The 19,583-nt window shown below is 59.7% G+C and carries 19 protein-coding genes; 6 read left to right on the top strand and 13 right to left on the bottom strand.

Translation table 11 applies throughout. The features are described 5' to 3' along the window. Positions 1 to 9 precede the first annotated feature (9 nt). From P3T18_RS03400 to P3T18_RS03375, 6 genes are read right to left on the bottom strand one after another with little or no spacing between them, the layout of a single operon-like run. A complete protein-coding gene (locus tag P3T18_RS03400; RefSeq protein ID WP_429298493.1) occupies positions 10 to 876 on the bottom strand; it encodes an isocitrate lyase/PEP mutase family protein in 867 nt (288 codons plus the stop codon). Then, positions 873 to 1,391, bottom strand: coding sequence for a 3-isopropylmalate dehydratase (locus P3T18_RS03395; protein WP_429298492.1), 519 nt, complete (start codon positions 1,389 to 1,391; stop codon positions 873 to 875). Before P3T18_RS03395 ends, P3T18_RS03400 begins: the two co-directional genes overlap by 4 nt. Further along, the gene (locus tag P3T18_RS03390; RefSeq protein WP_429298491.1) at positions 1,388 to 2,656 is read right to left on the bottom strand and encodes a 3-isopropylmalate dehydratase large subunit; all 1,269 of its coding nucleotides are present in this window, start codon (positions 2,654 to 2,656) and stop codon (positions 1,388 to 1,390) included. The genes P3T18_RS03395 and P3T18_RS03390 overlap by 4 nt, the downstream gene beginning before the upstream one ends. 38 nt (positions 2,657 to 2,694) lie before the next feature. Then, the gene (locus tag P3T18_RS03385) at positions 2,695 to 3,561 is read right to left on the bottom strand and encodes an HpcH/HpaI aldolase/citrate lyase family protein (protein WP_429298490.1); all 867 of its coding nucleotides are present in this window, start codon (positions 3,559 to 3,561) and stop codon (positions 2,695 to 2,697) included. Between the two features lie 24 nt (positions 3,562 to 3,585). Then, entirely contained in the window at positions 3,586 to 4,671 is a 1,086-nt protein-coding gene (locus tag P3T18_RS03380; RefSeq protein ID WP_429298489.1) for a TauD/TfdA family dioxygenase, read from the bottom strand. A 26-nt stretch (positions 4,672 to 4,697) separates the two neighbouring features. Beyond that, on the bottom strand, positions 4,698 to 5,921 hold the full coding sequence (locus P3T18_RS03375; protein ID WP_429298488.1) for a CaiB/BaiF CoA transferase family protein: 1,224 nt from the start codon (positions 5,919 to 5,921) through the stop codon (positions 4,698 to 4,700). A gap of 204 nt (positions 5,922 to 6,125) precedes the next feature. Between P3T18_RS03375 and P3T18_RS03370 the strand changes: the two genes are divergently transcribed. Further along, entirely contained in the window at positions 6,126 to 6,860 is a 735-nt protein-coding gene (locus P3T18_RS03370) for an IclR family transcriptional regulator (RefSeq protein WP_429298487.1), read from the top strand. Positions 6,861 to 6,888: 28 nt separating this feature from the next. On the opposite strand, the gene P3T18_RS03365 is transcribed toward P3T18_RS03370, so the two are convergent. From P3T18_RS03365 to P3T18_RS03340, 6 genes are all read right to left on the bottom strand, one after another. Then, positions 6,889 to 8,118 carry an MFS transporter gene (locus P3T18_RS03365; RefSeq protein WP_429298486.1) on the bottom strand — a complete coding sequence of 410 codons (1,230 nt, stop codon included), beginning with the start codon at positions 8,116 to 8,118 and terminating at the stop codon, positions 6,889 to 6,891. A 706-nt stretch (positions 8,119 to 8,824) separates the two neighbouring features. Beyond that, the gene (locus P3T18_RS03360) at positions 8,825 to 9,433 is read right to left on the bottom strand and encodes a hypothetical protein (protein ID WP_429298485.1); all 609 of its coding nucleotides are present in this window, start codon (positions 9,431 to 9,433) and stop codon (positions 8,825 to 8,827) included. Between the two features lie 265 nt (positions 9,434 to 9,698). Continuing rightward, entirely contained in the window at positions 9,699 to 10,124 is a 426-nt protein-coding gene (locus P3T18_RS03355) for a DUF3331 domain-containing protein (RefSeq protein ID WP_429298484.1), read from the bottom strand. Between the two features lie 108 nt (positions 10,125 to 10,232). Beyond that, entirely contained in the window at positions 10,233 to 11,204 is a 972-nt protein-coding gene (locus tag P3T18_RS03350) for a GlxA family transcriptional regulator (RefSeq protein ID WP_429298483.1), read from the bottom strand. Between the two features lie 55 nt (positions 11,205 to 11,259). Continuing rightward, on the bottom strand, positions 11,260 to 12,081 hold the full coding sequence (locus P3T18_RS03345) for an oxidoreductase (protein WP_429298482.1): 822 nt from the start codon (positions 12,079 to 12,081) through the stop codon (positions 11,260 to 11,262). Positions 12,082 to 12,170: 89 nt separating this feature from the next. Next, positions 12,171 to 12,698: a TetR/AcrR family transcriptional regulator gene (locus tag P3T18_RS03340; protein ID WP_429298481.1), complete on the bottom strand. Its 528-nt coding sequence runs from the start codon at positions 12,696 to 12,698 to the stop codon at positions 12,171 to 12,173. Positions 12,699 to 13,709: 1,011 nt separating this feature from the next. Between P3T18_RS03340 and P3T18_RS03335 the strand changes: the two genes are divergently transcribed. From P3T18_RS03335 to P3T18_RS03320, 4 genes are read left to right on the top strand one after another with little or no spacing between them, the layout of a single operon-like run. Next, positions 13,710 to 14,825, top strand: a complete 1,116-nt coding sequence (locus P3T18_RS03335; RefSeq protein WP_429299031.1) for a SpoIIE family protein phosphatase — start codon at positions 13,710 to 13,712, stop codon at positions 14,823 to 14,825. Between the two features lie 14 nt (positions 14,826 to 14,839). After that, a complete protein-coding gene (locus tag P3T18_RS03330; RefSeq protein WP_429298480.1) occupies positions 14,840 to 15,403 on the top strand; it encodes a SiaB family protein kinase in 564 nt (187 codons plus the stop codon). A gap of 19 nt (positions 15,404 to 15,422) precedes the next feature. After that, entirely contained in the window at positions 15,423 to 15,809 is a 387-nt protein-coding gene (locus tag P3T18_RS03325) for a DUF1987 domain-containing protein (RefSeq protein ID WP_429298479.1), read from the top strand. A gap of 11 nt (positions 15,810 to 15,820) precedes the next feature. Further along, a complete protein-coding gene (locus tag P3T18_RS03320) occupies positions 15,821 to 16,558 on the top strand; it encodes a GGDEF domain-containing protein (RefSeq protein ID WP_429298478.1) in 738 nt (245 codons plus the stop codon). 309 nt (positions 16,559 to 16,867) lie between these two features. Here the strand turns inward: P3T18_RS03320 and P3T18_RS03315 are convergent, their stop codons facing one another. Further along, a complete protein-coding gene (locus P3T18_RS03315; protein WP_429298477.1) occupies positions 16,868 to 17,653 on the bottom strand; it encodes an AraC family transcriptional regulator in 786 nt (261 codons plus the stop codon). 274 nt (positions 17,654 to 17,927) lie between these two features. Between P3T18_RS03315 and P3T18_RS03310 the strand changes: the two genes are divergently transcribed. Continuing rightward, the gene (locus P3T18_RS03310) at positions 17,928 to 19,562 is read left to right on the top strand and encodes a cyclic peptide export ABC transporter (protein ID WP_429298476.1); all 1,635 of its coding nucleotides are present in this window, start codon (positions 17,928 to 17,930) and stop codon (positions 19,560 to 19,562) included. The last annotated feature ends 21 nt before the right edge of the window (positions 19,563 to 19,583 follow it).

The following is a 19,583-nucleotide window of genomic DNA, read 5'->3' as shown; positions in this document are numbered from 1 at the left end:
TAGCACGCGTTACTCATAGCGCCGGGCTACATCCATCAAGCCCGGCGTTCCGATGATCTCGTTGAGTTCGTCGAATTGGACCATGCGATCCTGCCACGGCGCGGTCGTGCCATGCTCGCGCAAACTGCCATAAAAACCGCGTAGCGTATGGGCCACGGCGCGCGCCGCGCCGCCCGGAAAGATCACGATACGAAAGCCGCGCGACGCCAGCGCCTGAGCACTTTGCACCGGGGTCTTGCCACCTTCCACCATGTTGGCCAGCAACGGTACGCGCGACGCAAAACGGCTGCACGCCGCGTCCATCTGCTCCTCTGAGCGCAGCGCTTCGACGAACAGCGCGTCCACACCCGCATCCAGATATCTTTCCGCGCGATCGAGCGCAGCATCGAGTCCTTCGACTGCGAGCGCGTCTGTGCGCGCGAGAATCAGCGTGTCGGCACTCGTGCGCGCGTCGAGCGCGGCGCGTAGTTTGCCGCACATCTCATCGACCGGAATGACGCTTTTTCCATCCAGATGACCGCAACGTTTGGGGAAGGTCTGATCTTCGAGCTGGATCATGGATGCGCCCGCGCGCTCGAATCCGCGCACCGTGCGCTGCACATTGAGTGCATTGCCGAAACCCGTATCGCCGTCGACGATCACCGGCAGCGCCACGCGCTCCGTGATGCGCGCGAGCGTATCGGCCACTTCCGTGAACGTGGTCAACCCGACATCCGACCGTCCGAGCCGCGTATAAGCGATCGACGCCCCCGACAGATACAACGCGTCGAAGCCTGCCTGCTCCGCGAGCAACGCCGAGAAAGCATCGTAGACGCCCGGCGCCAATACGGTGCCTTGCAAGAGTTGCGCCGCGAGTCCCTTCGAATTCCGTGTCATGCTTTCTTCGCTCCGTATCGTTGCCTAAGGAGATTGAACAGACCGCCCGCGTTGGCCATGTCGAGCAGAAACGCGGGCAACGGGTCGCATAGAAGCGTTTGTCCGTCTTCACGCGTAATGCGGCCGTGCAGCGGATCGATGGCTATGTGCTCGCCTTCAGCGATCGTTTCCGCCTCGGCACATGTCAGCAGCACGAGTCCGACGTTGAACGCGTTGCGAAAAAACAGGCCGCTGTACGATGGTGCAACCACCGCGCGCACGCCGAGATGCACGAGCGCAGCAGGCGCCTGTTCCCTTGACGAGCCGATGCCGAAGCCCGGCCCCGCGACCACGATATCGCCCGCCTTAACGTTCGCTGCGAAATCCGCGCGCTGACGCTGCAAACAATGCCTCGCGATTTCTTCGATGCCGAACTTCATGTAGGCGCCGGGCGCCAGCGCATCGGTGTCGATATCCGCGCCGACGCGCCACACACGATGCGTCGACGCGTTCGTCATGTTCGTGTCGACGTTCATGCGAGCACCTCGCGTGGATCGGTGATGCGACCGCGCAGCGCGGACGCGGCAACGGTGTACGGTGAGCCCAAATAGACCTGCGCGGTTTCCGCTCCCATACGCCCCTTGAAATTGCGCGCGGTGCTGGAGATCACGTTGCTGCCTTCCGGAATCTGCCCGCCATAACCCGAGCACGCGCCGCACGATGTGGCGAGCACCTGAGCGCCCGCCGCTTCGAGAATCGCCATCACGCCCTCCTGCTTCGCGATTTCCTGATCGCGCATGCTGGCGGGTGCAACGACCAATTGCACGCCTTGCGCGACGCGTCGATTACGCAGTACCGATGCTGCCGCACGCAAATCGTCGAGTTTCGCGCCCGTACAGGCACCGATATACGCGACCTGAACGGCCACGTCCGCAAACGTCTGCGCCTCACGCGTATTCGCGGGACTATGCGGCGCGGCCACCTGAGGCGCGAGCGTGGTGGCATCGAATTCGTGCGTCTCGGCAACTGCATCGGCGTCGCCCTGCCAGCGCCCGATATCGATTTCGTCGGTGACGCCGACCGACCGGAGATAGTCGAGCGTGACGGCATCCGGTGCAATCAGGCCGGCTTGCGCACCCATTTCGGCGCTGATGTTCGAGAGCGTCATGCGCTCCTGCATCGACAAAGCAGAGACCGCCTCGCCGCAAAATTCCACGGCCTGATAGCGTCCGCCGTTCATGCCGAAGCGGCCGATCATATGCAGCATCATGTCCTTCGCGGTCACGCCACGCGCGAGGCGCCCACGCCAATGCATGCGCAAAGTCTCCGGCACCTTCACCCAGATTTGCCCTGACACGACCACGCCGAGCATTTCGGTGCTGCCGATACCGAACATATAAGTGCCGAACGCGCCGCCCGTCGGCGAGTGCGAATCGCCGCCGACGCAAAACATGCCCGGCCGCAAATGGCCGCGTTCCGGCAGCACAACATGACAAATGCCGACGCTGTCGTACACGTTCGGCAATTGCTGATCCTTCGCCCACTCCCGCGCGATTCGCACGATACGGCGCGATTCGTCGTCGGCTTCCGGCACGTAGTGGTCGATGACCAGCACGATCTTCGACCGGTCCCACAACTTCGCGCCGAGTTCGTCGAGCATCGGCTGAAGGCGTCGTGGTCCGCTCGAATCATGAAACATCGCGAGGTCCACATTGCAGGTCACGATCTCGCCCACGGCGACCTCGTTGCGTCCGCAAGCTTTCGCGATCAATTTCTGCGCGAGCGTTTGTGGAAGGGACATAGTGCGTTTCTCCAGCGACTAACGTGTTTCTGCGTAGATCAGATGGCCTCGGCCATGGCGCACAATTCGGCCGCACGCTTGGCATAAGGCTGGTCGATCATCACGCCATCCACGGACACTGCCCCATGACCGCGTGCAAGCGCTGCGTCCCATGCTTCGACGACACGGCGCGCGAATGCGATCTGCTCCGCGCTTGGTCCGAACACGCGATTGGCCGCGTCCACTTGGCGGGGATGCACGCAGGTCTTGCCCGCAAAACCGAAGGCACGCGCACGTTCGGCCTCGCCGACGAATCCGTCGAGATCCGCAACTCGTGCGAATGCGCCGTCGTAGGCCTCGATGCCGGCTTCCGCCGCCGCGAGCCGTACTTGCAGCAGGACATGATCGAGCGCCGCGCGTTGATGCCGGTCCACGCCGATCGGCTCGAACAGGTCGCCGTAACCGATCTGCAAACCCACGACGCGGTCGCTCGCCGTGGCGATCTCCGCGGCAAGCCGCAGTCCCTTCGGCGATTCGATGTTGGCGAGAAGCAGAACGCGGCGCGTAAGTCCCGCGCACGTTTCGAGTTCTTCGAGCAACGTGTCGATCTTGCGCACGTCTTCCGCGGATTCGATCTTGGGCACGTTCACGATGTCGAGTCCGTCTTTCACGACGGCTTCCATATCCGCCTCGAAATGCGGCGTTTCGAGACCGTTTACGCGCACGATCACGGACTTCTCTACCGTGCCGAGTTTCGCCAGCCACGAGGCGGCGGCTTCACGCGCAACGCCTTTATCGCGCTCCGCGACCGAGTCTTCGAGATCGATCGACAACGCGTCTGCGTTGCCTGCCAAAGCCTTATCGAAGAACTCTGGTCGGCAGGCGGGCACGAACAGTTTGCTGCGCATTCTCAGTATCTTGGGCATACGTGTCTCCGTTCGACTGCCGCGTCAATCCACCATCTTCGCGACCTCGCCCGATTCGAGCAGCAGGCGGTCGTGTGTTGAAGGCAACTCGGCAAACGGACGGCGGTACTGCGCCCACATGCGCAAATCTTCCGGCTTGTGGAACACCTGCGAATCGGGCATGGCGGGCCAGTCGGAGACGGTGAGCCAGAGACGCAACAGATGGCGACGCTCGGCGAGCGGCTCGGCATCCTGGTAGTCGGTGCGGCCATGTACCAGCACACGGTTATTCAGGAACTGGATGTCGCCGTCGCGAAAGCCCATGTCGAGATAGAACTCGGGTGAAGCCGCAATCTTGCGCGCCGTGTACAGCGCCTCCGACTCCAGTTCGCTGAACGGACACTGACCGCTTTTTTCCGCGAGGCGCGCGTAGCCGGTCGGCAGATAGCAGATCACTTCGCCGGTAGTGTCCGTGAAAAACGGCACTTTGTGTTCGCTAAACGTGCGTGTCGCGCGACGGCCATCTTCGTCGGTGCGCTTCAGGAACAGCCCCTCACGCAGTGCGTCGAGCAGATCGGGGCGCGTGCGCAGGAGTTCGTTATGAACCGCGAGCGCGCTGGAAATGCGGCTTTCACCGCCGGAGATAGCGGTACGCAGACACATCAGGCCGATGATGTCGCACGAATCCGTATGCATCAGCTGACCGCCGCCCTTGCGATAGCCGCGCGATTTCGGTTCGTAGTCGCTTACGTTCACCACATGCCCGAGCACATCGCCGAGATACGATTGCGTCACCGGCTTGCTGACGTACGAACCGAGGCCGAAATAGATGCGCGTCATGTCGTCGTCGGAATAACGCTCGCGTGGCAGACCACGCAGCATCATGAAACCGCGTCCGTTGCGCAGGAATTCGGGCAGTTCGCGCATGAAGCGGCCCATCGTGTCCAGCGGGAAAGTCTCCGGGCTGATGTCGGGGAAATCGATGTCGCCCAGCGAGAGCAGATGCGCGAGCGCCGCGTCGATCTCCGCGATTTCCGCCTTGGTGAGAACGTGCAGCCCTTCATTCATCCAGTCGAGTTCGGGACCTTTCCATGCCGCTGGCGATACGATCGGTTGTCCAACGCGATTCATTTGATGCTCCTTGTCAGATTAGAAGTTCAGACGCACGCGGCATCGATCACGGCGCCGCAGCCAATCAATTCGTCAAACACGCGCTCGCCCAGCAGCGGCGCAAGAATTTCGCGGGAGTGTTCGCCTTTTTTCGGCGCGGGACGCATGAAGCCACCAGGTGTACCCGACAAACGCGCCACCACGTTATGGACGGCGACGTGGCCCAGTTCCTCGTCCTCGATCTCCACGATGCTTTCTCGCTCGCTCACGTATGCGTCGTCGGCGAGATCACTGGCGTGATAGACGGGTCCGACGGTCACGTCCGCCTGCTCGAAGAACACGAGGTTATCGGCGAGCGTGCGGGCCTTGATGAAGCCGCCCACCACGCGGTCGACTTCCTCGACGTGCTGCAAGCGCGTCGTGTTCGTCAGATAACGCGGGTCGGCGTTCATCTCGTCGCAGCCGATCGCGGTGAACAGTCGTTCCGCCATGGTTTGCGTGGAAGTCGAAACGCAAAGCCATTTGCCATCAGCCGTTTCGTAGGTATTGCGCGGCGCCGTGGTGCTCGACCGACTGCCCGTGCGCGCTTTCACGCGCCCGGTGATCTGATAGTTCGCCACTTGCGGGCCGAGAATGGAGATCATCGGATCGAACAGCGAGAGGTCCACGACCTGCCCATTTCCGCCGTTCATGCGCGCTTCCCACAACGCGACCATCGCGGCGTGCGCGCCATAGAGTCCCGCCGTCATATCGCCAAGAAACATGGGCGGCAACACCGGCTCGCGGTCGCTGAAGCCATTCATTGCCGCAAAGCCCGAATAGCCTTCGACCAAGGTGCCGAAGCCCGGCCGATGCCGGAAGGGACCCGTTTGCCCCCAACCCGATACACGCACGATCACGAGCTTCGGATTCGCCTCCAGCAGCGTTTGCGGCGCGAGCCCCATCTTCTCCAATGTGCCGGGCTTGAAGCTTTCGACCAGCACATCGGCATCGCGCGCAAGGCTCGCAATCATGCTCGCCGCCGTTTCGTGACGAAAGTCGATGCAGATGCTCTTCTTGTTGCGCGCATACGCTTTCCAGAACACTTCCGCGCCTTGCGTGCGAAAGGCGCGCAACGTGTCGCCTTTCAACGGCTCGACCTTGATCACGTCCGCACCGAAATCCGCCAGTTGCAAGGTCAGCATGTTGCCCGCCACGAGCCGCGACAGGTCCACTACTTTCACGCCGCGAAGCGGACCGGTGTGTGATGCGTCAAAGCGTTTGCGATGCATGGTGTGCGTCCTCTCGCGGTTTTCGTGCGTGCCGGAACAACCGGCCTGAATTCATTATCACTGAAAATAGACATGATGTCTATTTTCAGCAAAGCGATGGTTGGGCGATGCTGTTGCACGAGCCCCCGAAATCGTTCATCCTTGCGAGCCAGACGCCCAAGCGGCAGGGCCCGCAGGCATCGGCGCAGACAACCGGAAACATCAATGGCAACTGAAGAACCTGGCGTAGCCGCGGTCAACCGCGCACTTTCGATACTCAAAGCCTTCGAAGACAGCATCGACGGCATGACGCTTACCGACCTCACGAATGCAACGGGCCTGTACCACAGCACGATCCTGCGGCTGTGCGAATCGCTCGAACATTTCGGCTATCTGAAGCGGCTGGAAGACGGCCGCTACATGCTCGGGCCGATGGTGTTTCATCTCGGCATGATTTATCAAAGTTCGTTCCGCCTGCGCGACTACGCGCTGCCTGTGCTGCGCACGCTGGTCAAGGAAACCGGAGAGACGGCCGCGGTCTATGTGCGCGAAGGCGACGAGCGGTTGTGTCTGTATCGCGTGGAATGGCAGCGTTCGGTGCGTATGCACGTGCGCGAAGGCGAACGTCTCACGCTCGATGCCGGCGCGGCAGGACATGTATTGCGCGCGTTTTCGGGCACGTCGAAGAAGGCGCACCTGAACAAGGTGCGCGAAGACGGGTATTGCGTGTCGCTCGGCGAGCGCGAACCGGAAAGCGCGGCGATTGCATGCCCGGTGTTTCGTACCGGGCAGGAACTGGTTTGCGCGATCTCGCTCGGCGTACCGCGCTTCCGTTTCGACCGCAAAGCGTTCGACGTCTATCTGCCGAAGTTGATGGAAGCAGGCGCTGCACTCACGAAAGCACTGGGCGGCGACACGACACCGTTCGAACCGCCCTTTGCTCATTTTCACGGCGTCTAGTCTGCAATGCCGCGCTGAACGATGATGCTCAGACGTTCTGCTGCATGACGCCTGCCGCATCGCCCGCATCGGGTTCGGTGCGGTTCACGCGGAATTGCAGCGCGGCGAAGCAGCACGCGCCGATCACGAGCGCCGTGATCATGAAGAGAAAGCCGTCGTTGTACGAGCCGCTTGCTTTCACCAGATAGCCGACGCCGAGCGGCGCAAGCAGACCGCCAATCTGGCCGCCGGTGTTGATCACGCCGGCGAATACACCTCGCGCGCCGGAAGGCGCCAGTTGCGCGACGAGTCCGGCGTAAGGCGAGAGGCATCCGTACAGCAAGAACGCGGCCGCCGACAATCCGACCACACACGCGAAGATATTGTCCGCGCTGTAGGCGAGATAAAGCGCGAGGCCCGTGAAGATGTAGCCGACCGCGACGAGCAGCGGCCTTCTGTGATGCAATATGCCGCTGCCCAGCCAGCCGAATACGACGATGCCGAGAAATCCGAACAGATACGGCACCGACGCAGCCACGCCCAGCGACTTCAGGTCGATATGCCGTTGATTGGCGAGATACGACGGAATCCAGCCGAGGAAACCCCAGTAGCCGATGCTGAAAGTCATGTAGCCGAAGAACAGCAGCCAGGTACTTTTACGGCCGGCAAACTGCTTCCATTGCTCCGTACGGTTCGCTTCCTGATGACGCTCTTTACCCTCGATCGCCTTGCCCGGAATCAGGAAATAGATCAGTAGTGCGACAAAAATACCGGGCAACGCGAACACGTAAAACACGTTGCGCCAGTCGCCGTGCATCAGCAAGGTCGTGACGACAGGCGCGACCACTGCGGGGCCGACGGCGAGCGCCGAGAGCCAGACGGAGTGCGCCTTTGCCGCGTCTTTCGCGCTGAAATTGTCGGCAACAGCCTTGTAGACCGCCGCGTTGCACGAGCCTTCCGCGAGTCCGAAGCAGAAGCGTGCACCCACGAGTACCGCCATCGACGTAGCGAAACCCGTCAATCCCGTGAACACCGAGAACAGCGCCGGCGCGACCACCAGCAGCGCTTTGGTCCCGAACCGGTCCGCCAGAAAACCGCCCGGCAGTTGCATCAACGCGTAGCCGAGCGCGAACGCGGCCAGCAGGAAGCCGAACTGCGCGGCGTCGAGATGGAGCGCTTTCATCATCGTCGGACCGGCGACGGAAATGCTCACGCGGTCGAGATAATTCACGAACTGCAGCAGCCACGTCATGACCAGCAACTGATATCTCAAACTCATCCCTGTCTCCTGTGTCCCGAGCATGACGGTGTATTCATAATAATAGAAACCATGTCTATTTTCGATAACGTAACCGAGCCGGTCGGGTCGCACAAGAAATAACGTTCCAGGGATTTCCCGTAGTTTGGTGCCGCAGTCGCGGCTGAAAGCGTTGATGGGACTGGGTAAATGGGGAGAAATGATCGCTGTTCGCGTGGTCCGATTCGGCTTGTGCGATGCGTGCGAATCGGGGAAATTGCGATTGTTCGGTAGGTCGAGTGACAGTGGAGCAAATCTGGAGAGAGGCGCGTCTAGCCGAGCTAAAGCAGTTGACCTGCTAGCGAGACGGCCACTGAATGTCTTGGAACGCCTGAACTGTGCGCGTCGGTTAGAGGCTGCGTGAGATGCGTTGTAACAGCTTGTGTCGGAGATCGGCGGATCGCCGTTCTTGCATTGCGGGGAAAGCAAGGGCCGATCTGGGCCGGCGAATCTCTGAGAGATAAAGCGCGCGTGGTTTGCACGGCAATCAATTGTTCCCGGTCCGCAGCGGCGTGGCGGCTATCACCGTGCCGCAATCCAGCTCGTTGCCGTCGCGCGCCCGGCCCTCTCGCAATATCGGATTCAAACGCGCCGCTCGTCGCGGCGCTGCCCTAACCATGCGAATCGCAGATCCAAATGAACAGACCTGCCATCGCGTTCTTTGCGATAGCAGGCCCAGCGACACAAATTACACTGCATCTGTACGACACAGCAGAACCCGGCGTGCGGGGCGCCCTTCCTTCGGCACGAACACTCCAATCACATTGGTGTCATAGGGCACGTTGGTCTCGCGATTCCGGCGGAACCAGTCAGCGGTCATCAGCATGAAAACGGCCGTGTCCGGTACGACCAAGGTCTCGAGCGGCACGTCCTTCGACGGACGCACACCGTCCGGCACCGCGCCCGACTCCGGCGACATGTATGGCGCGCCGGAGAGCTCGCGGAATCGCGACGGCGGTGCTGCCGTGTAAGGTCCGTCGGTATCGGGTTTCCAGGCACCGTTTGCCTTGAAGCGGAACGCCACTGCGTACTTGCCGTCCTGATCCGTAAAGCGGATTCGCAAGTCACGCTTCTCGGCGTCCCAACCCTGTTCTTCAGCGGGCGCGCGGCAGATTTCGTAGGTACCCGCCAGCCCGGTCGCATGGGCGACGGGCGCCGCGAACACAGCGCCAGTAAAAGCAGCAAACACGAGTGCACGCGATAAGCTCGACATGAAGAAGCAACCTCCTGGGAAAAGATGAATGGCGGGATCGACTGGCAGCTTGCAATCCTGGATGTCGGTCGCCCTATCCGCCATATCAGACGGCTTGATGAGCCGAGATGCAGCAGGCCGTTAGACCCGCCGCGAAGCTCATAGCAAACAGTCAAGTCCACAGGAATTGTAGATCAGCATTGCGCTCTCGCGATATCCATGCCAAAGATCTCATGGCACGCTGCGGTCTTTCATTCATGTGAACGACCTCATTGCAGAACCCGGAAGCGAACGGCAAAGAGAAGTTATCGCACAGGAATGTGCACGCGCCACGCAAACCAAAACCCAACCGCGTTCGCAACAACCCGACCTAAACACCACAAACACCAGCCAACACACTGGCAAGTATCATCGCATTGGAATTCATCGGTTCGCGAGACCTGCGCGCCGGCCGGAACACACAATCGCCTCGCACGATCACGCTTCCGGAGAGCACGCAAACACCCGTGCGCCGCGACATACAGCGATGCCAACGTTGCTCGGCATAGTGCCCGCCGGTGGGATCTTTCCACTCCACTATGGCGACGCCATCGGCACATTCCAGCACATTGATCGTGACGTAAGGCGAGAAGGAGATATCGCGCGCAGGTAGCGGCGAACGACATGTATTCGCGGCCGACGCCTTGTCCTCCGATTTCAGAGCAAGCTGGAGAGACGAGCCGTGACTGCGAGAAAGATCGCCAAGAGCCGACAACACGCGCACCCAGGGATCCGATTGATCAGAGCGAAGTTCCACGATTCCATGCTCCTGAAAAAAGGAAAATGACGTCGTATTGAAGGTATGCCTCTCTCGCCGTATGCGAAACGTCAAATACACGGCGATTTAGGTCCCGCTCCGTCACGCTCAGCTCATTTCTTCAGACGTCTGTGCCAGCGCGTTCGCGTCGAGCCGTGCCATGCGCCGCAGTGCCTGCGGCGAGTGTCCAACTACTCTCAAGAACGCGCGTCGCATCTGGTCACGGTCGCTGAAACCGGTTTGACGCGCGACGACTTCGATCGGGTGGCGGCTCTGCTCCATGAGATCGCGTGCGCCTTCTACGCGAAGAATCTCGATCGCCTTGGCTGGCGAGTGGCCGGTCTCTGCCAGAAAGGACCGGCTGAACTGACGCGGACTCAAACGCGCCGCCTCCGCAAGTTCTGCGACGGTCAGCGACTTGTGCAGGTTGTCGCGTGCATAAGTCAGTGCGGCCTGGATTCGATCGATTTTCGGCGCAAGTTCGAGAAGCGACGATATCTGCGACTGGCTGCCTGTGCGTCGATGATAAATAACGAGTTCGCGGGCCACGGCCTTGGCGACGTCCGCGCCGAGATCGCTTTCGATCATCGCCAGGCTGAGATCGAGACAGGCCGCGCCGCCCGCCGTCGTCCAGATCGGACCATCGCGTGTGAAGATGCAGTTGGGGACAAACTTGACCGCGGGGTATTGCGTCTGAAGTCGTGTGGCGTGCATCCAGTGAGTGGTGGCTTTGCGTCCGTCCAGAAGACCGGCTTCGGCGAGCACGAAAGCGCCGGTCGAGATCGCGGCGATCCGGCGATGCAATCTGAGCGCGCTCCCGATGTAATCGACCAGTCCTGGTGTCGGCACATTGGGGCTTGTCGCGCCACCGACGAAGAGCGTATGAAACGGCGTCGCCGCAAACGGCCGGCTCTCGACCGTCAAGCCGCACGAGGTCGTGATCGTCCCGCCGGTCTCCGAAACAAAATGTAGTTCGTAGGGACGCGGTTGCGCCACACAATTGGCGACCTCGAAAGCCATGACGACGCTCAATGCCGCGGCCGAATAATCCGGGTACATAACAAACGCAACGTCGCGCATGCTCACGCTCCCCTTGTCGGACAGTTTCGATGCCGGTTTCGAGTCGCGAACCCGATCAACCCTTCGACGCCATGGAGATAAGGCGATCGATCATGCGGTCGGACAGATGACGACGAAGGAAGAGCAACGGGGCCGCCAGATGACCACCGCTGTAGCGAGCCTTCGGCCGCTTCGCTCTGAGCGCTTTCACGACGAGATCGCTGATCACTTGCGCGGGCGGCAGTTTGAGTTGCCCCTGCATCTTGTTGAACCTCCGCACGAGGCCGGCATAAGCGCCGTCGGCGGAATATCGCGCCGCTTCGCCGGTGGCAATCCCCGACCACTCGGACTCAACGCCGCCCGGTTCGATCACGACGACGCTGATGCCAAAAGAGCGCACCTCGTTGCGCAAGGAATCGGATAGCCCCTCCAGCGCATATTTCGACGCGTGATACCAACTGCCCAGCGGCGTCGCCAACTTCCCGCCGATGGACGAGATGTTGATAATCCGGCCGCCGCCCTGTGCGCGCATATGCGGCAGACAAAGCTGCGTCAGTCGGGCGACACCGATCAGGTTGGTTTCGATCTGCCGACGCCCTTCGGCAATCGGCACGTCTTCCAGTGCACCGAACTGCCCGTAACCCGCGTTGTTGATCAGTACATCGATATGCCCCTGCTCGTCGATGATGTGAGCCACCGCTTCCACCATGGAGCGATCGTCGGTGACATCGAGCGGCAAAACGAGTCCGCCCGCGTCGCCGATCTCTTTCATCCGCTCGACCCGGCGTGCAGCGCCATAAACCGTGTAGCCCTCCCTGATCAAACGCAGGGCGAAGTCCTTGCCTAATCCCGACGAGGCTCCGGTAACGAGCGCGACAGGTTTGTCCGTGATATTCATGCTGTGTCACTCCATTGCTGCTGCTGAAATTTGTTGCCGCAACCGCGCTTTTAATTTCTGTCTAGTCAGTCATTTATTAAGTAAAAAAATTACGTGATCGCGCGCCAGACCGCATCGAACGCCGCGATAGCGCGAGCATCGGCATTGGCCGGATCGGTAATGATGTATTCGATGGCCGCCTCCGCCATCGAGTTGATGAGGGCACCCACGAAAAGGAGCGGTTCGTCGCGCATGGGGCCATTCACCCGGCTTCGCTCGATGTAGGCGGCTATGCCGGCCGTCAACTGATTGGCGGTTTCGCGCGTCTGCGGCGTGAGGTCCTTGCAGACGCTCAGGTGCTTGAGCGCCTTACGTTTTTCCGGCGACGAGACGGCCCAGTGAAGCCAGTTTTTCCAGACCTGGAGCATCTGGGTGCGGATATCGGAGTCGACGGGCACGCCCTGGAGCACGGTCCAACCCAACTCGCCCTTGAGCTCGAGGTAGAGTGCGTTCAGCAGGTCCGCCTTGGTGGCGAAATACGTGAACAGTGAGCCATTGGAGACGCCCGCCTCCTTCGCAATCGCGGCGGTAGGCGCGCCCAGTCCTTCAGAGGCGATCACGCGCGTTGCGGCCGCCATGATTCCGTCTCTTCGCTCTTCACTTCGAGGTCTAGCCACACTTACTCTCCTTTAGAGATAGGATAATAGAGAGTGGTTAGTCAGTCAAGCGAGGCAAAAAAACTGAAGAAGCGTGCTGCGGCCGTAGCTTCGCTTAGATCGTGGCCGCCATGCTTTGCGCGGCAGAGCCGGGGCGAAACTGGCGATTACGACGCCCCGATGCGACTCAAAGCGAACCGCCAGAAAAACGACGTCCGTCTCGAGCGCCTACGTCAGTTTTTTGGCAATGACCTTGCGGCGACTGCAAGCCATTCCGGGGCGCGCGTAGTGGCAGCGGATACTTCGATACCGTTTCGGGCAAACGCCATGGCAAGCACCTAGCCGATCTTGCCGAAACCAATAATTGCCTAGCTCATCTATTTTCCTTCGGTTGATAACGCCCGACAGGCGCTGATCGAGGCCGTCGGTTGGGCCGAAAGAAATTGTTCATTTCACTAACGCCCCAGGCATTAGCTCCGACTTCTTTCTGCATGCCCCCTTCGCAGGAAGGCGTCGGCAGTCTCATGCGGCATCGCAGAATCCATCAATTCTAAAGAACGTCAAATGAGTGGACGTTATCTGTCGAGTGGCTTATCAAAATGACGTGGCGGAGTCGCAGGGCTTCGCTAGTACATCAAACGTTGCATCTACGACACATCCGGCGACAAGTTGTACTTCAAGCCGCAATCGCCCCGATGAGGCCGCCCACACTGTAAAAGGTAGCGAATAAGAATGCGAAAACGTTTGCGGCCCCATGCATGTGGGACAGGCGTCGCGATTCGTATTTCAGGCCAGCTTCATTGATTATTCGGCGTAACGAAAATGTCACAGATAGCTATTAGCGTGCTGAATTCCCTTCCGAACGGTGGCCTCGAAATGCACCCCGCGCTTGCCCAGTTTCGTCACCCCGGCGTCACCGAAAGCCCGCGCTGCGCAGGCGATCTGTGTCAGGAAGTGCCAGCCATCGATGCGGACGATCCGAACTCTTTGGCAATGGAGATCTTCTACTCCCGAAGCGACATGGTCAGCCTGGCCGTTGTAGAGGAAGATCGTCCCATCGGATTGATCAACCGCGATATTTTGCTGTCGCAGATGAGCAAACCTTTTCATCGCGAGTTGTACGGCAAGAAAAGCTGCATCGCGTTCATGGATAAAGAACCGCTCATCGTCGATGCGAGCATGAGCATTGAAGCACTGACCTTCAAGACGGCTGAAGCGGGAAATAAGGCATTGACCGATGGGTTCGTCGTCACGCGAGAAGGCAAATTCGCGGGCCTCGGGAGCGGATCCCATCTATTAGGTGCGGTGGCGCAAATGCAGGCGGAGAAAAATCGTCAGATCATGCAGAGCATCGAATATGCAAGCGTGATCCAGCAGGCGATGCTTCGAGTCTCACGCGACACCTTGTCATCGATATTGCCCGATGCGTCATTAGTGTGGGAGCCGCGCGACGTAGTAGGCGGCGACTTCTATCACTTTGCGTCGTTCCCCGATGGATGGTTCGGTGCCGTCGCCGATTGTACGGGACACGGCGTGCCTGGTGCGTTCATGACGCTACTGGCGTCGTCATCATTGTCGCAAGCGCTGGAAAAAATCGGACCCCGGAACCCGGCTGCGCTCCTTGCCGCGGTCAATCGCAACGTCAAATCTTTGCTTGGTCAAGTCGATAAGTCTGGCGTGCTGCCGCAGTCGAACGACGGACTGGATGCGATTTTCTTCTGGTTCGACGCCGAACAACGGCAACTGCTCTTTTCCGGCGCACGTATCGCTCTACACGTTTTGCGGTCTGGCGCAGAGCAATTTGAGAGCATTTCCGGTGAACGCATGGGCGTCGGTTACGTGGACAGTCTGGCGGACTATGAATGGACGCTCAACACGCTGACACTTCCTCACGACAGTCTTCTCTTCGTCTCGACCGACGGCCTGATTGATCAAATCGGCGGTCCTAAAAGAATCTCTTTCGGAAAGCGCCGGGCACTCAGTCACATCGTCAAGAATCAGACCCAGTCGCTTTCCGGCATTTGCGACGGATTGCAGCGTGAATTAGCAGAGTGGCAAGGCACGCAAGGCCGCCGCGACGACGTCACGCTCTTTTTTGCTCGCGTTTAAGGTAGTCTATGATCATGTTTGAACTCTCGGACCAAGAAAGCGCGTTCTTTGAACTTGCCCAACAACGTAATCTGATTTTCTATCATAAGGGATACTTCTCCCAGAGCATCATTGCGGCAATGAGCGAGGTTGTCAAACTGCAACTGGAAGTTGCAGGAATCAATGCACCCACGCGCCGCAAATTATTCTCGTCGTTTATCGAGTTGTCGCAAAACATCGTTCACTATTCCGCGGACGCTCTCGTTGAAAAAGGGGAAGCGAGTGGCGCGATCCGCGAAGGCGCCGTTTGCATAACAAACGACGGCGAGCGTCATCTCATGTTATGCGTGAATCCAGTGGCGACGGCGGATGTAGACAATCTGCGCGAGCGACTCGAACCGCTACGAAACATGTCTATCGAAGAAATAAAACAAGCATACAAGCTATCATTGCGCGCCGAAACTCCCGAAGAAAGCAAGGGCGCGGGGCTCGGTTTTCTGACAATGGCACGTGACGCAAGCGCACCGCTTGAATTCGCATTCCATCCAAGAGCGGATTGTTCCGACACGACCCTCTTTTGTCTCAAGACCATTATTTGACCGGGAACAATTACGCGTTATGGACAATCTTTATATTGCGGCGACCAATACGTCACCGGAAGTCGACTTCAGGTTTGATGAAAACGTACTGACTTTCCGGGGAGAATCCTATCCTGAGAACGCTGCAGCGTTTTACGCGCCAGTTCTCGAAAGTCTTCGCGCATACCTCGCAGCCTGCAACGGTGCCGAGATCACGATGGACGTTACCCTGACCTATTTCAACAGCTCCAGCACGAAAATGCTGTTCAGCGTGTTCGATGCGTTGGATAGCGCGGCCTCGGCTGGCAATCAGGTGGTGGTGCGTTGGTATCGTGATGCCGAGGACGAAACTATTCTTGAATTCGGCGAGGAGTTGCAAGCCGATTTCACCGCAATCCAGTTCACGGATTGCCCGATCGTCACATAAGGACAGCCACGGTGGTCCCAACCTTCCCTGCAAATGCCAGTTTGTCCGACGCTCCTGACCTGTTCAAGAGCGAAAGCCACGCGCTAGAAAAGGCACGCTTGATCCATGCAAGCGCGGACACCGACGCGCAGCAGTGTCACCAGGCGCTAGGTGAGCTCATCGGGCACTACGAGCGCTTGATGCGGGAAACTCGCCGTCTCATTGGACGCAGTGACCGTGCAGAACGCGAGATGCAGGCACTGACACAAGAACTGCAATATCGCGCGACGCACGACGCGTTGACAAACGTGTTGAATCGAAGCGCGGTCATCGAGCGGACGGTCAAAGCATTGCGTGCCGATCGCGCTGTGATGATTCTGCTCGATATCGACGACTTCAAAAAAATAAACGACGACTTCGGACATCCTGTCGGAGACGCGGTGATTCGCGGCATAGTCGATTGCTTGCGACAAATCGTCGGCGACCAAGGCGTCATCGGTCGTGTCGGCGGTGAAGAGTTCACCGTGCTGCTTCCGGGACAAGATCTCGATGACGCATTGCATTTGGCGGAAAAAATGCGGGAAGCGATCGGTAATCACGCGTTCGCGGCACCCGTCAACCGTCGCATCACGGCGAGTTTTGGTTTGAGCTCCAATGCAGTCCGGACCGATTTCGACACGGCCTACGGCCTGGCGGATGCGGCTCTTTACGAAGCAAAGCGAGGTGGGCGAAACCGCGTAGAGTTTGCCGCAGCGCAAAAGCCTTGCTGAGCCGCGCGGCGTAGGCTAAGCCCGCTCTTCCGCATCTGAATGGGCGGTCGCGGCAACACTCTGACTTACCTACCTGGTTTGCATCCTGCGATAAAAACCTTTGCGCGGCATGTGCGCCCGCTCGCGTTCATGATCTCGCAGCGGCGCGGCCATGCATTTTCCGAATGCGAGTTGCGGCTCGTCGAGCTACTCGGCCATCGTCTTCGCTTCTCGAAGAATGCCGTCAAGCGTCGCGTTTTACGCGGCGGCAAAAAGGCGTGAGCGTTGCGCGAGGACAATCGCCATTTCGATGCTCCTAAAAAACCGGCGCTATTTCGAAGCCAGATAGCGCTGCGGCGATTCGCCCGTCACTTGCCGGAACATCGCGATAAACGCGCTCGCACTGCTATAGCCGAGTTCGGTTGAAATGCGAGCGACCGGCTGACCCAGCGCCAGCCGCGTAATGGCTTCGGCTACACGCAATTGCTGACGCCACACACCGAAGGTCAAGCCGGTCTCCAGCTTGAATGCGCGCGCGAGCGTTCGACCGCTCGCGCCAAAGTGTTCGCCCCAGAAATCGAGCGTCAATTCGCTCGCCGGGTCGTTCATCATGTGCTCGCAGATTTTCAACAGACGCCCGTCGCGCGGCAAAGGCACGCCGCTTTCCGGCACAGCCGGCGTGTCGCCCAGCACCTTCAGCAGCAGTGGCGCCGATAACGCCGCGCGGCTCCCCGGCGCGTAGTCGTCGCCGTCCGCGCTGAGCGTGACGGCCAACTCGCGCATGAGCGGCGATGCCGCGATCACGGCCGGTTCACGCCAGGGCCACGGAAACGCCTCGGGTTCGATATAGACGCTGCACAAATCGGTCTCGCCGACCGCGTGCAGTTCGTGGTCGATGTCCGAAGGCAGCCAGACTGCGCGCGACGGCGGCAATGTCCACGTACGTACCGGTGTCAGCACGCGCACGACGCCGCGCACTGCAAAAACGAGTTGTCCGTGCCGATGCTGATGCCAGATCACGCGTTCGCCGTGCCGGTAATGCATGACCGAGGCAAGCACGTCGCGCGTCAGAGGTCTTGGCGTGAGCGGATAACGCTTGAGCAGAAATTCTTTCATGGCATTGGACGGGATTGCATACGTGCTGCACATCAGTTGCAAGCCGGGCTTGCAAACGCAATTCATCTGGCATCGAACTATATCGCTAAACTGCCTTATTTTGTCCAAAATTCGACATTCATTGTCAGCCTTTCGGTGCGACGAACCGCTATTCTCCTTACCTGTCATGGAGTTAAGCCAACTCATCGTCTTATATAATAATGCTTCTCATTCGCTCATTTTTAATCTTTTGCCTGCATGACGCCGGCACCTTTGCGCATCCCGGTTGCCCTTCATGTCGTTGATCGCCGCATCCATCCGTCACGCACGCTGGCTGCTGCCGGTGGCACTGCTGATGAGTCTCGTCAGCGGTCTCGGCAACGCCGCGCTCGTTGCGCTGATCAATCAGGCGCTCGGTGCGTCGCGCGACCGGTTGGTGGTTCTGGGGCTGCAATTTGCCGCGCTCGGCCTGCTCGTGCTCGTCACGCGCGTGCTGTCGCAAACGCTGTTCATGCATCTCGGCCAGCGCACCAAGGCGACGCTGCGCATGCAGACCATCCGACGCATAGCGTCGGCTGCCTATCCGCATCTGGAAAAGTGCGGCGCGGCGCGTGCGCTCGGCGTGCTGACGCAGGATCTGGATTCGGTCGTCGTGTTCTTCATCAGCCTCCCTTCGATCGCGATGCAAGTCGCGGTCATCGCCGGCTGTCTCGCGTATCTCGGCATGCTGTCGTGGCCGATTCTGCTGCTCGCCGTCGTGACCATCGGTGTCGGCGCGCACGGTTTTCATCTGGTCAACGCGCGCGCCCTCCTGCATCTGCGCGGGTCGCGCGATCGCGAGGACATTCTGGTGGGACGGTTTCGCGCGCTCTTCGACGGCGCCAAGGAACTGAAGCTGCATCGCGCCCGTCGTCAGGCTTTCGTCGACGATGAACTCGCGCCGCACGTCGAAGCCGTACGCGTGCAACGCACACGGGGCTACGTGCTGTATGCGGCGGCGGCCAGCTGGGGCAGCCTCGTGCTGTTCGCCTTCGTGGGCGTGACGCTCTTCGTGATTGCACGCCTCTTCGATGCGAACGCCCACGTCATGTCCGGCTATGCGCTGGTGTTTCTCTATCTCATGATGCCGATCGAAGGGCTGCTTGCCGCGTTGCCCGCGCTCAGCACCGCACGCATCGCCTTCGAGCGCATCGGGCAACTCGACGACTTGCTGCCGCCCGACCAGCCAGCACATAGCGATGCCAGTTCCACGTTCACGAGCCTGGTGCTCGAGGGCGTGACGCATCGGTACTTCCGCGAAAAAGAAAATGCGTTCTTTCAACTCGGCCCAATCGACATCGCGTTCACGCCGGGTGAAATCGTCTATCTGATTGGCGGCAATGGTAGTGGCAAGACGACGCTCGCCAAACTGCTCGTCGGTTTGTACGTGCCCGAGCATGGCCGTGTGTTGCTCGACGGGCAACCCATCGACGACACCACACGCGAAGTCTATCGCCAGCTTTTCTCGGTCGTATTCAGCGACTTCTATCTGTTCGATTCACTACTCGGTCTGCCGGCAGGCAGTGAGCAAACCGCACAGAAACTGCTGGTGGACCTGCAACTCGATCACAAGGTCAGCATTGAAAACGGCGCGTTTTCCACGCTCGATCTGTCGCAAGGTCAGCGCAAACGGCTTGCGCTGCTCGTCGCGTATCTCGAAGACCGCCCGTTCTACGTATTCGACGAATGGGCCGCGGATCAGGACCCTGTGTTCAAGGGCGTGTTCTATCGACGTCTGCTGCCGGCGCTGAAAGCCGCTGGCAAAACCGTGCTCGTCATCACACACGATGATCGCTATTTCGATCTCGCCGACCGCACGATCAAACTCGACAGCGGGCAGGCAGCCGGCCCGCAATACATCGTGTCCACTCGCGCGGCGGTTGCATCATGAACGGCCAATCGAACGACTTCG

The organism is Paraburkholderia sp. GAS199, from assembly GCF_050436585.1.
Taxonomy (GTDB): domain Bacteria; phylum Pseudomonadota; class Gammaproteobacteria; order Burkholderiales; family Burkholderiaceae; genus Paraburkholderia.
Note: the sequence above shows the minus strand (reverse complement) of the source record. Positions and strands in the feature narration are given on the sequence as shown.

Bases quoted from the DNA above. Each gene is read 5' to 3' on its own strand.
- P3T18_RS03315 (WP_429298477.1), bottom strand. From the start codon at position 17,653: ATGAAAGAATTTCTGCTCAAGCGTTATCCGCTCACGCCAAGACCTCTG.
- P3T18_RS03400 (WP_429298493.1), bottom strand. From the start codon at position 876: ATGACACGGAATTCGAAGGGACTCGCGGCGCAACTCTTGCAAGGCACC.
- P3T18_RS03385 (WP_429298490.1), bottom strand. From the start codon at position 3,561: ATGCCCAAGATACTGAGAATGCGCAGCAAACTGTTCGTGCCCGCCTGC.
- P3T18_RS03395 (WP_429298492.1), bottom strand. From the start codon at position 1,391: ATGAACGTCGACACGAACATGACGAACGCGTCGACGCATCGTGTGTGG.
- P3T18_RS03310 (WP_429298476.1), top strand. From the start codon at position 17,928: ATGTCGTTGATCGCCGCATCCATCCGTCACGCACGCTGGCTGCTGCCG.
- P3T18_RS03390 (WP_429298491.1), bottom strand. From the start codon at position 2,656: ATGTCCCTTCCACAAACGCTCGCGCAGAAATTGATCGCGAAAGCTTGC.
- P3T18_RS03345 (WP_429298482.1), bottom strand. From the start codon at position 12,081: ATGAATATCACGGACAAACCTGTCGCGCTCGTTACCGGAGCCTCGTCG.
- P3T18_RS03350 (WP_429298483.1), bottom strand. From the start codon at position 11,204: ATGCGCGACGTTGCGTTTGTTATGTACCCGGATTATTCGGCCGCGGCA.
- P3T18_RS03365 (WP_429298486.1), bottom strand. From the start codon at position 8,118: ATGAGTTTGAGATATCAGTTGCTGGTCATGACGTGGCTGCTGCAGTTC.
- P3T18_RS03325 (WP_429298479.1), top strand. From the start codon at position 15,423: ATGGACAATCTTTATATTGCGGCGACCAATACGTCACCGGAAGTCGAC.
- P3T18_RS03375 (WP_429298488.1), bottom strand. From the start codon at position 5,921: ATGCATCGCAAACGCTTTGACGCATCACACACCGGTCCGCTTCGCGGC.
- P3T18_RS03330 (WP_429298480.1), top strand. From the start codon at position 14,840: ATGTTTGAACTCTCGGACCAAGAAAGCGCGTTCTTTGAACTTGCCCAA.
- P3T18_RS03340 (WP_429298481.1), bottom strand. From the start codon at position 12,698: ATGGCGGCCGCAACGCGCGTGATCGCCTCTGAAGGACTGGGCGCGCCT.
- P3T18_RS03380 (WP_429298489.1), bottom strand. From the start codon at position 4,671: ATGAATCGCGTTGGACAACCGATCGTATCGCCAGCGGCATGGAAAGGT.
- P3T18_RS03370 (WP_429298487.1), top strand. From the start codon at position 6,126: ATGGCAACTGAAGAACCTGGCGTAGCCGCGGTCAACCGCGCACTTTCG.
- P3T18_RS03360 (WP_429298485.1), bottom strand. From the start codon at position 9,433: ATGGCGGATAGGGCGACCGACATCCAGGATTGCAAGCTGCCAGTCGAT.
- P3T18_RS03335 (WP_429299031.1), top strand. From the start codon at position 13,710: ATGGAGATCTTCTACTCCCGAAGCGACATGGTCAGCCTGGCCGTTGTA.